15 protein-coding genes are annotated in these 14003 nt (G+C 41.2%); 12 read left to right on the forward strand and 3 right to left on the reverse strand.

Annotation, left to right across the window (positions count from 1 at the left end; genetic code table 11):
• The first annotated feature begins 29 nt into the window (after positions 1–29).
• Positions 30–1250, forward strand: a complete 1221-nt coding sequence (locus ASD40_RS32040) for an amidohydrolase family protein (protein ID WP_057307456.1) — start codon at positions 30–32, stop codon at positions 1248–1250.
• Between the two features lie 168 nt (positions 1251–1418).
• The gene (locus ASD40_RS32045) at positions 1419–3317 is read left to right on the forward strand and encodes a sensor histidine kinase (RefSeq protein ID WP_057307198.1); all 1899 of its coding nucleotides are present in this window, start codon (positions 1419–1421) and stop codon (positions 3315–3317) included.
• A gap of 46 nt (positions 3318–3363) precedes the next feature.
• Here the strand turns inward: ASD40_RS32045 and ASD40_RS32050 are convergent, their stop codons facing one another.
• On the reverse strand, positions 3364–3603 hold the full coding sequence (locus ASD40_RS32050) for an NHLP leader peptide family RiPP precursor (RefSeq protein WP_057307199.1): 240 nt from the start codon (positions 3601–3603) through the stop codon (positions 3364–3366).
• 76 nt (positions 3604–3679) lie between these two features.
• Entirely contained in the window at positions 3680–4612 is a 933-nt protein-coding gene (locus ASD40_RS32055) for a hypothetical protein (RefSeq protein ID WP_057307200.1), read from the reverse strand.
• Positions 4613–4769: 157 nt separating this feature from the next.
• Between ASD40_RS32055 and ASD40_RS32060 the strand changes: the two genes are divergently transcribed.
• The 6 genes from ASD40_RS32060 to ASD40_RS32085 all read left to right on the forward strand — a co-directional run bounded on the left by ASD40_RS32060 (position 4770) and on the right by ASD40_RS32085 (position 10509).
• Positions 4770–5210 (forward strand): MarR family winged helix-turn-helix transcriptional regulator, encoded by a 441-nt coding sequence (locus ASD40_RS32060; protein WP_057307201.1) that lies wholly within the window; start codon positions 4770–4772, stop codon positions 5208–5210.
• A gap of 35 nt (positions 5211–5245) precedes the next feature.
• Positions 5246–6166 (forward strand): AEC family transporter, encoded by a 921-nt coding sequence (locus ASD40_RS32065; protein WP_057307202.1) that lies wholly within the window; start codon positions 5246–5248, stop codon positions 6164–6166.
• 89 nt (positions 6167–6255) lie between these two features.
• Positions 6256–6558, forward strand: coding sequence for a hypothetical protein (locus ASD40_RS32070; protein WP_057307203.1), 303 nt, complete (start codon positions 6256–6258; stop codon positions 6556–6558).
• Between the two features lie 38 nt (positions 6559–6596).
• The gene (locus ASD40_RS32075; RefSeq protein ID WP_056835112.1) at positions 6597–6959 is read left to right on the forward strand and encodes a DUF423 domain-containing protein; all 363 of its coding nucleotides are present in this window, start codon (positions 6597–6599) and stop codon (positions 6957–6959) included.
• Positions 6960–7093: 134 nt separating this feature from the next.
• Entirely contained in the window at positions 7094–8617 is a 1524-nt protein-coding gene (locus tag ASD40_RS32080) for a PAS domain-containing sensor histidine kinase (protein WP_057307204.1), read from the forward strand.
• Between the two features lie 26 nt (positions 8618–8643).
• Positions 8644–10509 (forward strand): putative bifunctional diguanylate cyclase/phosphodiesterase, encoded by a 1866-nt coding sequence (locus ASD40_RS32085; RefSeq protein WP_057307205.1) that lies wholly within the window; start codon positions 8644–8646, stop codon positions 10507–10509.
• Between the two features lie 48 nt (positions 10510–10557).
• On the opposite strand, the gene ASD40_RS32090 is transcribed toward ASD40_RS32085, so the two are convergent.
• Positions 10558–11055, reverse strand: coding sequence for a hypothetical protein (locus ASD40_RS32090; RefSeq protein ID WP_057307206.1), 498 nt, complete (start codon positions 11053–11055; stop codon positions 10558–10560).
• 231 nt (positions 11056–11286) lie between these two features.
• Between ASD40_RS32090 and ASD40_RS32095 the strand changes: the two genes are divergently transcribed.
• The 4 genes from ASD40_RS32095 (at position 11287) to ASD40_RS32110 (ending at position 13991) form a co-directional block, all read left to right on the forward strand.
• On the forward strand, positions 11287–11799 hold the full coding sequence (locus ASD40_RS32095) for a DUF1003 domain-containing protein (RefSeq protein WP_057307207.1): 513 nt from the start codon (positions 11287–11289) through the stop codon (positions 11797–11799).
• Positions 11800–11935: 136 nt separating this feature from the next.
• The gene (locus ASD40_RS32100) at positions 11936–12238 is read left to right on the forward strand and encodes a YunC family protein (protein ID WP_057307208.1); all 303 of its coding nucleotides are present in this window, start codon (positions 11936–11938) and stop codon (positions 12236–12238) included.
• A gap of 233 nt (positions 12239–12471) precedes the next feature.
• Positions 12472–13260 (forward strand): basic amino acid ABC transporter substrate-binding protein, encoded by a 789-nt coding sequence (locus ASD40_RS32105; RefSeq protein WP_057307209.1) that lies wholly within the window; start codon positions 12472–12474, stop codon positions 13258–13260.
• A gap of 83 nt (positions 13261–13343) precedes the next feature.
• Complete coding sequence (locus ASD40_RS32110) at positions 13344–13991, forward strand: amino acid ABC transporter permease (RefSeq protein WP_047676658.1); 648 nt, start codon at positions 13344–13346, stop codon at positions 13989–13991.
• Positions 13992–14003: the final 12 nt, after the last annotated feature.

Below are 14003 nucleotides of genomic sequence, written 5' to 3' on the forward strand. Positions count from 1 at the left end.
TGCTTGATATTGTATTTCGTAATGTGCGAATGCTTGGACATTCGGAGGACCGAGGTCTTATAGATATCGGTGTAAAAAACGGGAAAATCGCCATACTTGGAAGTATTGCCGAGCATGGGGAACGTGAAATCGATGGTATCGGTCACCTGGTGCTCCCTCCTTTTGTGGAGTCCCATATTCATTTGGACACCGTCCTAACGGCGGGGGAGCCATCATGGAATGAGAGCGGGACCCTATACGAAGGTATAGGATTATGGCAAAAGCGGAAAAAAACGCTCACCTACGAAGATGTCACCGAACGAGCAGAGAAGGTGCTTCGGATGCAGATGGCTGCCGGCATCCTGCATGTGCGTACCCAAGCAGATATCTCTGACCCAAATTTGACTGCTCTACGTGCGCTTCTTGCCTTGCGCGAGCGCGTAAAGCCATACATGAACCTGCAGGTTATCGCGTTTCCTCAAGATGGTATTCGTGCTTGTCCGGATAATGAAAGCCGTCTGGAGCAGGCTTTGGAGCTTGGCGCAGATGGCATTGGAGCGATTCCGCATCTAGAGCCTACGCGTGAGGAAGGGCTATTATCGCTTGAAATTTGCTTCAATCTAGCAGAGAAGTATGGCTGCTTCGTTCATGTTTTTTGCGATGAAATGGACGATGCGCACTCCACTTTCCTAGAAAACGTGGCCCATCTCGCGATTCGTTCTGGACTACGCGAGCGAGTGACAGCTGCGCATGCGAACGCTGCAGCCTATTATGGTGAAGCTTATTACCAGAAGGTGCAGGGGGTGCTGGCGCGTTCAGGTGTGAATGTCGTTTGCTGTCCACTCATCAATAGTGCTATGCAGGGGAGATACGATGGCTATCCCAAAGGCCGAGGCATCACCCGGATAAAGGAATTATGGAAGGCTGGTGTGAATGTAAGCATCGCCCATGATGATATTCAGACGCCTTTCTACCCGCTGGGTACAGGGAATATGCTGCAAGCAGCCCATATCGCTGCTCATTTAGCACATATGACGGGGCGTGAAGAAGTGGCGGAGCTTGTGCGTATGATTACGACTCGTGCAGCGAAAACCTTGCAGCTCAAGGAATACGGGCTCGAGATTGGCCATCCTGCAAGCTTTATCTTGCTGCCTGGAGATGATGCTATGGCTCTTGTTCGTAAGCAGCCTGGTTGTCGTTATGTTGTGAGCCAAGGCAGCATTGTCGCTGAAACTGTGCCTGCAAGGAGTCAATTGTTCACTACATTATAAATGTAAAAATTTATACAATAAGCTGTACCCCCTGATGATATTTTGCAGGGGGTTGTTTATGTTTTGTTTTTCAAATGTTTACCGTGTAATAAAAAGGGAATGCAAAGAAACCTGTCGAATTTATTATATTGTTAATTACTTACAGTTTTCTTCGGGGGAGGATAATAAATGAAATGGATATCTCGAGAACTCTGGAAAACGATGTTGGTTATGATTATTTGTTGTGGATTTATGTCTTCCCATGCGTATGCCGATGATCAAGCGGATTTGAAACCGATTCCAGCGTGGAGTATATTGTGGAGTGATTCAGCCGAAGGAATTGATCATGTCGTGATTCCTTCACCTACCAATAAATGGATAACAGTCAGGAATGGCGACTTGCCTCCCGAGAAACCGAAAGAAATTTCCTCGGCATGGGTTCGATTCCAGCTTCCGCCTGATGTACCCAAAGACTATGGCATTTACATTGAACAAATTTATGCCCAGCAACTCTGGGTATATATTGGCGATCGATTAGTTCGAGAAATAAACTTTGATTTTCCAACTGATGAACAGAGAAGCTTATTTCCTGTAGGTAGTGAAGATGGGGGGGAATTCGTATATTTAAAGCTGGGGACATCAATGGATCGATTAGGTTTACATTCAGAAATTAAACTGGATCATTATTCAGCTTTGACTCGATCATTTATATTTCGGGATTTGCAGAACATCATTCTAGGCTGTGCATTTCTTTTTATTGCAGCGATTATGCTGATATGTTCTTTCTTTTTGAAGCAAATTCAACTTGCAAGTTGGGTTTCACTTAGTTTACTTATTTTAGCTCTAGGAACTATTTTTATTACGTATTCGCCTTTCATGTACGCAAATTTCACGAGTTATGGCGACCTATTTCTTGATTTATTTGATATTTCACTTGCTGTTTTTTTACCAACACTCACCTATTTCTTTGAAAAAATATTTGATAATGGGAATTTTAAGTGGATTAGAGCGTTTAGGAAATTCCAGATTATTTATTCCGCTATTTCAATTGCATTTATGTTTATTAATCAACTCAATGATTATCGATTTATCAAAGCGTATTTCTTTGCGTCTGTTACCGTTTTGGGGTCTATTATGATTATTCAATTCATTTTAATTATTGGCTTATCCATTGTATTCGTGAAAAGAGGGAACAAGGAAGCTGTTATTTTTTCAACCGGTTTTGCCTTATTGGCTCTAATGAGTGTCCTAGATTTAATGTGCTACTATGCCAGTTCTCAAAAATATCAATTTTTCTTGTGGAAATGGGGCGTAGTAGGATTTATAATTGCCCTCATTGTTATATTAGGTAGACGCTTTGCAATCAATCAAGAGCATATGATCAACTATTCTAAGGAATTAGAGTTTTACAACCATCAGCTTCAGCTCTCGGATAAGATGGAGATGATAAGCTCGTTGGCGGCATCTGTCGCGCATGAGGTGCGAAACCCTTTGCAAGTAACGAGAGGATTCTTACAGCTTGTCGCAGCTAGAACAGATGATAAGAACAAAGAATACATGGGAATAGCAATAGAAGAATTAGATCGGGCTTCGCTAATCATTACGGACTTCCTGACATTTGCAAAGCCACAGCTGGATGAACTCGTTGATTTAAATGTTTCGAAGGAAATTAGTCAAATTGAAGGTATTATAGTACCATTGGCCACATTACATGGTGGGCGGATTACGGTTAGTGTTCCTAATGATTTGTTTATACAAGGGAATTCATCAAAGTTGAAGCAAGTGCTTATAAATATTATCAAAAATAGTATCGAAGCCTTTCAGGTTGATGGCCAGATTCATATATGGGCATATGAGAAAGATGGAGAAGTATATATTCATTTCAAAGACAATGGAGAAGGAATTGAACCTGCGCAGTTAACCAAATTAGGAGAGCCTTACTATTCCACGAAAACGAAGGGGACCGGATTAGGACTCATGGTTACTTTCCGAATTATTGAAATTATGAAGGGCCACATTGAATTTAAAAGTCAAAAATACATAGGTACTGAGGTAGTCCTTAGGTTTCCATCCATAGCTGTAAAATAAAGAAGAGGTGCTGCGTAATTACGTGGCACCTCTTTTATATTTTGTTTTACCAGATACTTTCAACGGCATTCGAAGTAACTAATACTTTTGCAGGGTTCGTAGGAATGACGAGAACAAATTCAGTAGAAGTTTCTTCTACAGCTTTAACTTTGATGTCATCTGGGAGTGTGATGCCAAATGCTTGTTTTAATGCGGCTTTGGGATCAGCAATAAGTTGGTTCTTGAATGCTTCGTCTTCCCAAGCCTTTTGGATAATTTGAGCTTTCAATGTTTCATTGGATGACATGACTAATCACTCCTCAATTGGGTAAATTTACCTACAAAAAAATTATAGCACGAATATTCGGAATAATCTATCAAAATTAACTGGTTTTCGACAAAAAATAATAGAATCCCCCTGATGCTAACATTTTTCTATTTTCTTTGATTTCCAGTGCTACTTTTTGAATGTTTTGCACAAGCGAATCATGGAAATTGATCATTTGCGTCATAGATATTTGTAAGTCTAACAATTGCTCATGATGAGTAATTGCGATTTGCCCATAGAAATCCAGAAAGTCATGCACGTACAGCTGCTGCTTCACCATTTCAGGAGATATAGCACTATCCGTTGAAAGCCGCAACTGCTTACGCATCGAAGCTAATAAACAGTTGTAAGAACCTTCTTCCAAATCTTCTTCCCAGTCAGCCCAATCATCCAGCATTTGTAAAGTGATAAGCGTTTGTTCAACAGCCGCAGTAACGACAGGGATAAGGTGAGCTTGGTTAGCTAATAGAAGTGCTCCTGTGCTGGCATTTTTGACTGGACTTGCTTTCTTAGCGACTTTGCTAATGTCGTGATGGAAGTAATCGGATTGCTGCTCATTGGAAACAGCTTCAGACCATTCCATGATATACGTCTCATAGTTACCCCAGAAAGGCGACGCGGCAGGGAACATCTCTCTATAAATGGATATGAAATGCATATGGAATAAATTGGCGAGAGGCAGCTTGTCCTTATGCTCACCTTTGGCTGAATCCATAATATCATCTTGTATAAAATAGTAGAGCATGACGAAAACATTCGCTAATGAGAGTTTATTCATTGACTCTGGTGGCAGATCACTAATGTCTTTCATCCAATATGGTAGAAGGTAACAGATATAATTTTTAGTGCTTTCTTCTTTTCTTCCGTCAAATGTAGCAAGATAGGCAAGCCCGAGGTGATCTAACGGTGCTGGAAATGCGCTAATGATGCCCTCTGCCTCTGCAAATACGTCGGCAAGTTCTTTCTCATGAGCAAGAAACCAGTTCATAGGTCATTATCCCCTTTATTGGTATATTCTTGAAACTAGCCTAGCATGAATTCACAGAGTATACAATTAGTATTTTCTTGACAGAGGGGGTAATTTTATATACATTTGAAACAAATCGATTGTTCACAATATGACTGATAGAAAGGAAACCTATCCAATGAGCAGCAGTGAATTTTTAAAGCTAGAAAATCAACTGTGCTTTAGTCTATATGCAAGCTCGAGAGCCATTACTCGCATGTATCGCCCTTTTCTTGAAGGTTTGGGGATCACCTATCCGCAATATTTGGTGCTGTTGGTTCTCTGGGATCAAAAGGAAAGTACAGTTAAAGAGCTTAGCGAGAAGCTTGATCTTGATTCGGGTACTTTGACACCTATGCTTAAGCGGATGGAAGCTCAGCAATTGGTTCAAAGGAAACGATCTTCTGAAGATGAGCGTGTCGTGAATATTCAAATCACAGAAGCGGGTCTTGCCCTCTACGAGAAGGCGCTTTGTATCCCACAGTCGCTGCTTGCGTCAAGCGGGTTATCTCCTGAAGAAATTCACACGTTCAATGAACAGTTGAAACGTATTATCAGCAGCGTAAATGCGTTCGACTAAGGAACGACTATAGGTTTTTGAAGTGAGGCTCTGGAATGAGTTATTTCATATACATTTTGGTGAATAACATTGTACCTATTAGTATTATGATTGCTATCGGCGCGGCGATGTACCGAGCTTTCCACATTGATATTAAGACATTATCGAAGCTTAATTTCTACGTGTTTTCACCTGCGCTCGTTTTTGTTAAGCTGTATGAGTCCGAAATGAACTTGCATGTTTTAATGCAGGTTCTCTTGTTTTTTGTCCTTTTCTTTAGCCTCCTTTTTGCAAGCATTGAGGTTATTATTCGTTTGAAAAAGATGCAGCGCGGTATGCGTATTGCCATGCGTAATAGTGTGATCTTCTACAATAGTGCAAATTACGCACTGCCGCTGAATCAAACTGTTTTTGGTGGGAATGCTTATACCTTATCTATCCAAATTGTGATCATGATTTTGCAAACGCTAATTCCCAATACCTATGGCATTTATACCTTAAACGCACATAAATCAACATGGAAAGCTACGATGAAAACCATACTTTCCTTACCGGTCATTTATGCCATTCCAATTGCTCTGCTGCTGCGATATTTCCATTTGCCTGTTCCAGAATCGGTTCATATACCGCTGCAGTATATTTCAAACGCTTTTATGGCGACAGCCTTACTTACCCTGGGTGTGCAGCTTGGCGGCATGAAATGGGAATTTCATTTTTCTAACGTGCTCGTTTCTAATATACTAAGACTTGCCGCAGGACCATTGCTCGGATTTTTCGTTGTTTGGCTGCTCGGGATTGAAGGAATTACGGCCAAAGCATTGATTCTCTCGTGTGCTGTGCCCACCTCTTTAAGCAGCGTATTGCTGGCCATTGAATATGAGAATGAACCGGAGTTTTCTTCACAGGCTGTCTTTACTTCAACTTTATTTAGTATGTTTACAATTCCAGTTGTTATCTTTTGTTTGGATTTTATATGAACATGGATGGGAATCATGAAATTAGCAGGAATTTCGACATTTTTCGGCGAATGGGTAACCATACTTATCTATAAAGGGGGACTTCCTTCATGCGTTACCAATTTTGTCAGTATGTTACGATTGTGGATATGAATGAAGAAATTTTGTCAGAGGTATTATTTGAGCATGGCGAGTTTGAATCGAATGCATTAACGATTGGTTCATCTGTTGTGATTTATCAGCTTGGTCTGAAGCAATTTGATGTTGTTTATGACAAAAGAGAAGGCAAAACCGCTCGTAATAAGGTTGTAGACATTGAACTCGATCTTATCAAAAAGCCTTCGATAACACGTGTGTTTTTGGAGCCCGTGCGGTTAATTGTCGGTCAGCATGATATTGGCGAAGTGGAGTAAATAAATGAATCGTTACGGAAGGAAAGTAGAAGAAAATGATGAAACTTTTTTTGCTATTAGGTAGTGTGAATGCGTTTCTTTCAGTCGCTCTAGGCGCTTTTGGGGCTCATTACTTGAAACAAAGAATTCCGGATAAGATAGATGTGTTTCAGACCGGCGTTCAATATCACATGATTCATGCGATAGCTCTCATCCTTATTGCACTTTTGTCGGACAAGCTGGCAAATAGCTCTATGGTGAATGCATCGGGGTGGGCCATTTTTATCGGTATTATCCTGTTCTCAGGTAGTTTATATGGCCTGAGTTTGACTGGACTCAAGTTTTTTGGACCCATCACTCCGCTAGGCGGGTTGAGTTTCTTGGTTGGATGGATACTTCTGGCTGTGGCCGCTTACAAATAAAAAAATGGAAAGAGTCAGGGAATCTGACTCTTTTTTCATTGTCTTGTGTCTTCTTAGCAGGAAAAAGCGCGGATCATGTAGAAAGTAGTCATGACGGAAACGAACATTCTTCCTTAATTGAAAGGATGTGGCGCATGGCTGATTTCACGGGGAACCAATCAGAAACGGGTAAGTCAATTGCTTCGGAACTAAAGCTACTCACAAGCCATGAGCTATATCATCAATTGTTTGGTTGCGCAGTCATTGCAATGGCAATCGTTAGTCTGGACGGCAGGTTACTCATGGTGAATACATCATTATGCCGCCTCTTAGGCTACACAGAAGAAGAAATGATTGGTCTGCCTATTCAGGAGTTTTCGCATCTTGATGATGTGGAGACCTATGCAGAACTATGTGAGCAAACTCTTCGTGGTGAGCGGGAATCTTCCCAAAAAGAGAATTGCTACGTCCATAAGGATGGCTCCATGATTTGGGGAATAGTTCAAGTTTCCTTCATTCGTGATACGGATGCACAACCCCATCTTGCAGTGGTTCAGATTCAAGATGTATCAGAACGTAAGCGTTTGGAGCACAAGCTTGAGGAAAGCAGACGTGTTTATCAATCCCTGCTGAATCATAACCAAAATCAGCTCATTCTAAATGCCGTTTCAGAGGGGATGTTTGGCATCGATGAGCACTTTGGCACTACGTTTTGGAATAAGTCGGCTGAGTGCTTAACGGGTTACACCTATGAAGAAATGGTAGGGAAGAATCCTTATCTCGTATTGACACGTGCGTGTGGAATTGATGAAGATATGCAAAACAAGAATGCCAATATGTTATATCGAACGATGCTTGAAGGGGTTTGTGATTGTTCAAACGAGATCTTTTACAAAAAAAATGGAGACTCGTTTCCGGTTGAATACATAGCTTCGCCGATCTTGGATCAAGATCACATCATTGGAGTTGTCCTATCATTCAAGGATATTTCTGAGCGGCAGCGCACGGAAGAGCTGCTCCACAGGTCAGATAAGATGTCCCTTATCGGGCAGCTTGCTGCTGGGGTTGCTCATGAAATTCGTAATCCATTGACTACGCTCAAAGGATTTATGCAATTTCTGCACCAGGGTGCTGCAAATAAGAAAGAATACTACGATATTATGATGTCCGAACTAGAGCGGATCGAACTGATTACTACAGAAATGCTCGTTCTTGCTAAGCCGCATTTCATACATTACCAGCCCAAAAGCATCGAGAATATTATCAGAAGTGTCATTACCCTGCTTGAAACACACGCCTATATTAACAACATTGAATTCGTTGTCGCTTTGGAGCATCATTTGCCGCTTGTTCTGTGTGAGGAAAACCAGCTGAAGCAATCCTTCATTAATTTGATCAAAAATGCGATGGAAGCAATGCCAGATGGCGGACAAATCGATATTCAACTATTTTCAGTTGGAGACAAAGCGGTGCGTGTATTGTTTCAAGATAGAGGGCATGGGATACCGCAAGATGCATTGGCTAGGCTTGGAGAGCCCTTCTTTACAACGAAGGAAAAAGGGACTGGGCTTGGCATCATGATTACGAATAAAATCATTGAGGATCATCACGGCCAGTTTGTGGTTGAGAGTAAAGTGGGAGAAGGAACGGTTGTCAGTGTGACGCTTCCTAGTACCTAGAGTGAGCAGTAAGAGGAGGCTAATTTGTGAAAAACCGGCTCTATATTGGCGGATATCTGTTAGTCGCCATATTCGTAAGCTTTTACGTAAAGCCGTATGCTGCATGGATTTGTTTGCTTGCCTCACTAGTGCTGCTTATCGTGCTGCTTAGAAAAGGTGGAAGTACTCAGTCCTTAATAATGGAAATGCCGCGGGATCACACGTATTTAAATGTGCTTGATTCCTTATTCGAGCACAATCCGAATGCAATTGGTATATTTAATCAAGAAGGTAAATTTGTTCGGATTAATCTAGCGGCAGAAACCATTCTAGGATACTCCGTATCGGAGCTGCTCAATCAACCGTTTATCAGCTTTGTTACACAAGAGCAGCTGGAGCGGACAGGCAGCCAGCTTGAACAAGTGAGAAGCGGGTCTCCTGTTACCTTTGAAACTGCTGTCATACATAAAAGCGGCTATCGGGTGGATTTGAGTGTTACGGCCGTTCCTGTTGATTTGCAGCCTAATTCCAAAGGCAATATTCTCATTTGCCAGGATATCACAGAGCGTAAGCGCGGCGATGAGCAAGTTCGCTATATGGCTTATTATGATGATATGACAGGGCTGCCGAACAGGCGCATGTTCAGAGATAACTTGAATGAGCGGCTAAGTATTTCCAAATCCATTGGACAAAAGGTAGCTGTCTTTTACTTGGACATTGATCGCTTCAAGCTGGTCAATGATAGCTTCGGTTACGATTACGGAAACATGCTGTTGCTGCAGCTAGCAGAGCGTTTCACGAGATGTGTAACGGACAATGATTACTTGGCTCGCACAGAAGGCGATGAATTTGCCTTTTTCTATACGAATGTAGCCGATTCAAATGACGTAATTGCAGTTATCGCAGAGATTAATCGTGTCCTCGAAAAGCCGTTTCTTTTAGAGCAATATGAACTGCACATTACAGCTAGTATCGGCGTTGCGATATCTTCAGATGATGCCGACGAAGCGGAAATGCTTATGAAATATGCTGACATTGCACTAGCCAGAGCCAAAGAGAAGGGGCGCAACGACTTTCAGATCTTCAATACGGATATGAAGTCGGTTTCAATAAACCGACTCAAGCTGGAGAGTGAGCTTCGCAGGGCGATTGTCGGGGATGAGTTCGTCTTATACTATCAGCCTCAGGTCGATATTGAGACAGGGCGTATTGTCGGTGTTGAAGCTTTGATCCGCTGGGATCATCCGGAGAAAGGTCTCATCTCACCAAACTATTTCATTCCCTTTGCTGAGGAGTCTGGATTGATCGTGCCGATCGGCGAATGGGTACTGCGCGCTGCATGTAAACAAAATAAAGCATGGCAGAACCAAGGCTATGCGATGATGCCAGTATCGGTGAATCTGTCTATGCGGCAGTTTTTTCAACACAATCTCAAAGGCAAGATCAGACATGTTTTAGAACAAACAGGACTTGATCCGCAGTATTTGGAACTTGAAATCACCGAAAGCATGACGATGGATGTTGATCATGCTATTCAGTCCTTACTTGAGCTTAAGGAACTGGGTGTGAATGTAAGCATTGATGATTTTGGGACAGGCTACAGTTCGCTGTACTACTTAAAGAAATTTCCGATTGATAAGCTGAAGATCGATCGTTCCTTTGTTAGAGATATCATGGTGGATCCGAATGACGCGGCCATCGTGGCCACAATTATTGCGATGACCCACCATCTGAATTTGAAGGTCATTGCTGAAGGCGTAGAAACCGAAGATCAACTGCATTTCCTGCACCAGAACCGTTGTAATGAGGTGCAGGGCTATTGGTTTAGTCCACCCGTAAGTGCGGATGAACTAGAGAAAATGCTAAGAACGGGCATCCCGAATGCATCAGCTGCATCTGTCCATGCTAAATAAATAAAAGTAAGAGGGTATCCTTATTCTGGGATACCCTCTTACTTTTATTTAGAATGCGACATAATCATCAATTTCATTCAATTTGAATAAGTAGACCTTCTTCTCATCTACATGATACACCGATACATTTTGATTACTGCTATCATAATTCAAAATACGGCAAGGAAGATTAAGCTTGATTCCCTGACCTTTGATAACCGTTAAACGGATTAGCGTATTATTCACTTTGAAACTTTCCAATTGCTCAATAATTTTATCTGAAGCTCCACTGTTGGCGGTGGCTTTCGCCGTGGCTGTTACAGTTGAAGGCGGGACAGCAGCCGTTTTTTTGCTTTGTTGTAACGGAGGGGGGCTCTCTTTTGTCGTGTTAAGTTCAATCAGCTTGCCAAGTTGAATACCTTTAATAATTTGGTAATCCTTGACTGCATCCACATTCAGAAGATGAAGCAGCTTTTCCATGGCAAGGCCATTGGTGGCTTCTTCAATCAGAATTTCTACGGTGAATAAATGTCCATTCGGACTTGTGTCTGCTTTTCCTTGACTCATATAGCCTCCTTGCTGCCTAGAAACTGCTCTTGTACTTACTATATCATGATATCATACCCAAATATAGCTTGCTTCCCCCAAAGATCAAAAGTACTTTCAACATACACTACAAGAACCCTGTTGGAATGTTGGAGATGATTAATAAAATGAAGGTAATCAAAGTATGATATGATGTTTTAGTTATATGAGAATAAAAATCCATTTCAATAACAAATAAAGGCAGTGATAACAATGGAAAATGAAAATACAAAGGATTTAAAAGAGTATGCAGGTAGAATTCAACGATTGGTTGATAATTTTCAAAGCAATATCCATGAACATTTAAATGCGGATTATGTAAAATCAACAAAATGGTCGGATAGACTCGCCGATAATGTTGCAAGTTTTGTCGGAAGTTGGAAATTTATTAATATTTTCATGGTGTTTTTGGCTATTTGGGTTATTTTAAACTCTCTGGCGATCACGAAGGTTATTCATTTTGATGAACCGCCTTTTATTTTGTTAAATCTTCTATTATCCTTTCTTGCTGGATTCCAGGCTCCAATTATCATGATGAGTCAGAATAGACAGTCAGCAAGAGATAAACAAGAGGCTATTATTGATTTTGCGATTAACTATAAAGCTGAACAAGAAATAGTTGATATGCAAGGACATTTACATAGACTTGAGGCGGATTTTGCTGAGTTTAGAAATGAAGTGAAAGAAGAACTCTCAGAGATTAAAAAACTTTTACAAGGAAAATGAAAATCCATTTGAAGGTATGTCAATTGCTTTCCCCGCGAATTTGAAATTCAGCAGAAACTTTTCAAACCTTTCTCACACCGTACTAGCCGAGCGCGCATATACTAACGTAAGACTGCGAAGAGGAGCTGTGCAGAGCATGATGCGCGTTGAACCCATTCTCCTTGAAGGACGTACTGCAATTGCTATTGAAGTGAAGCTGCCGAAAACGACGCTGTTGGTTGTGACAACGGATAAAGGTTATATTATGTGTGGCGCTCTCGATGTTGCGCTGCTTAATGAACGCTTGAGCGACAGGAATATTGTAGCTGCACGGGCAACGGGGGTTCGTACGATTGAAGAACTTCTGGAAGCGCCGCTTGAATCGGTGACACACACGGCAGAAGATTTGGGCATTGTAGCTGGGATGACGGGACGGGAAGCTATTTTGAAAATGATGTAAAGGTGTTTTGAATGATGAAATTAGAACGCTTGGGATCTTAGGATCTCGGCGTTTTTATTTGTTTGAGCACGATGACCAACCAGCCACCTATTCATTGTGCACATTTCTAAAAATGAAAAAAAATAACCATTTTCAATATATTTCTAACGAATTTTCGCAATGAAGGCGTTGTTATTTTATTGACCAAGTGTTAAAATATGATTCGTCCATTACATAGAACGGGGGGAATTATTTTGAAAAAATTATTGTTTTTTGTATTAACTGTAGTTTTAGTTGTGGCGCTAGCAGGTTGTGGTTCTAAGGAAAGTGGTGGCACGAAGTACAAATTTGCTACTGATGCTGCCTATGCACCAATGGAATATATGGATAAAGATAAGATGACAGGCTTTGATATCGATTTTCTTGCTGAAGTGATGAAGGAAGCAGGTCTTTCCTACGAGGTCACGAACACAGGCTGGGATACTATGCTAACAAGTGTGAAGCAAGGTAAAGAGTTTCAAGCAGGAATTTCCAGTGTTTCAATTACAGATGAACGTAAACAAACTTACGATTACTCCATCCCTTACTTCGAATCTACGAACATGATTCTTGTTAAAGAAGGCAGCCCGATTAAAAGCGCGGCAGACTTGAAAGACAAGAAAGTAGCTGTTCAAATTTCTACAACGGCGGATACGCTGATGAGTAAAATTATGGGTGATAAGAACCCATCCTTGAAACGTCTGGATAATAACACATTAGCTTTAATGGAGCTTGAGAATAACGGTGTTGATGCGGTTGTAGCTGATATTGCTATTGTTCGTGAATATGTGAAAAATAATCCGAACAAGAAATTCACTACGATTTCTGATCCGAAAAGCTTTGAGTCCGAATACTACGGTATTCTGCTTCCAAAAGGGAGCGAGCTTAAAGCAAAGCTAGACCCGGCGATCAAGAAAGTTATTGAGAACGGTGCTTATGCAAAAGTGTACAAAAAATGGTTCGGTCAAGAGCCTGATACAAAGAAATTACTTGAACAAAAATAATAGGTCAACAGCATGCGTGACTTCAACCTTGCGCATGCTTTTGTTCTTTAAATAGCAAAATAATTGATGAAAGGAAGTGTGGAATGGATTTTCGTTTTGACATCATTATTGAATATATACCTTTATTACTGAAGGGTACACTTTGGACGATTGGTATATCCATTCTTTCCATCCTGTTCGGCTCTGTTTTAGGGCTAGCTGTTGGATTAGGCAAAATGTCGCACCGTGGTTACCTAAGATGGCCAACTAGTATTTATGTAAACTTTTTCCGCGGCACACCGCTGCTCGTTCAAATATTACTCGTCCACTTTGGAATCGTTCCATTATTCATAGGAACAACGAATGCGATCATCGCTTCAATCGTTGCTTTATCTCTGAATTCAGCAGGCTACATGGCCGAGATTTTCAGAGCTGGTATTCAATCCATCGATAAAGGACAAACAGAAGCCGCGCATTCGCTAGGATTGACCCATTTCCAAACCATGAAATCGGTTATTTTGCCTCAGGCGATCAAACGTATGATTCCTCCATTTGGAAATGAGTTTATCGTGCTAATTAAGGACTCTTCCTTATTCGCTGTTATTGCTGCACCAGAATTGATGTATTGGTCCAATGCGATGCGCAGCCAGTACTTTAAAGTCTGGGAACCTTATTTGACAGCTGCTCTTATTTATTTCATTCTCACTTACTCTCTAAGCAAGCTGCTTGCTTATCTGGAAAGGAAAGTGTAGACATATGACAGC

Source organism: Paenibacillus sp. Root444D2, from assembly GCF_001426375.1.
Lineage (GTDB): Bacteria > Bacillota > Bacilli > Paenibacillales > NBRC-103111 > Paenibacillus_E.

Bases quoted from the DNA above. Each gene is read 5' to 3' on its own strand.
- ASD40_RS32100 (WP_057307208.1), top strand. From the start codon at position 11,936: ATGATGCGCGTTGAACCCATTCTCCTTGAAGGACGTACTGCAATTGCT.
- ASD40_RS32045 (WP_057307198.1), top strand. From the start codon at position 1,419: ATGAAATGGATATCTCGAGAACTCTGGAAAACGATGTTGGTTATGATT.
- ASD40_RS32075 (WP_056835112.1), top strand. From the start codon at position 6,597: ATGAAACTTTTTTTGCTATTAGGTAGTGTGAATGCGTTTCTTTCAGTC.
- ASD40_RS32040 (WP_057307456.1), top strand. From the start codon at position 30: ATGCTTGGACATTCGGAGGACCGAGGTCTTATAGATATCGGTGTAAAA.
- ASD40_RS32090 (WP_057307206.1), bottom strand. From the start codon at position 11,055: ATGAGTCAAGGAAAAGCAGACACAAGTCCGAATGGACATTTATTCACC.
- ASD40_RS32055 (WP_057307200.1), bottom strand. From the start codon at position 4,612: ATGAACTGGTTTCTTGCTCATGAGAAAGAACTTGCCGACGTATTTGCA.
- ASD40_RS32070 (WP_057307203.1), top strand. From the start codon at position 6,256: ATGCGTTACCAATTTTGTCAGTATGTTACGATTGTGGATATGAATGAA.
- ASD40_RS32050 (WP_057307199.1), bottom strand. From the start codon at position 3,603: ATGTCATCCAATGAAACATTGAAAGCTCAAATTATCCAAAAGGCTTGG.
- ASD40_RS32095 (WP_057307207.1), top strand. From the start codon at position 11,287: ATGGAAAATGAAAATACAAAGGATTTAAAAGAGTATGCAGGTAGAATT.
- ASD40_RS32110 (WP_047676658.1), top strand. From the start codon at position 13,344: ATGGATTTTCGTTTTGACATCATTATTGAATATATACCTTTATTACTG.
- ASD40_RS32065 (WP_057307202.1), top strand. From the start codon at position 5,246: ATGAGTTATTTCATATACATTTTGGTGAATAACATTGTACCTATTAGT.
- ASD40_RS32060 (WP_057307201.1), top strand. From the start codon at position 4,770: ATGAGCAGCAGTGAATTTTTAAAGCTAGAAAATCAACTGTGCTTTAGT.
- ASD40_RS32080 (WP_057307204.1), top strand. From the start codon at position 7,094: ATGGCTGATTTCACGGGGAACCAATCAGAAACGGGTAAGTCAATTGCT.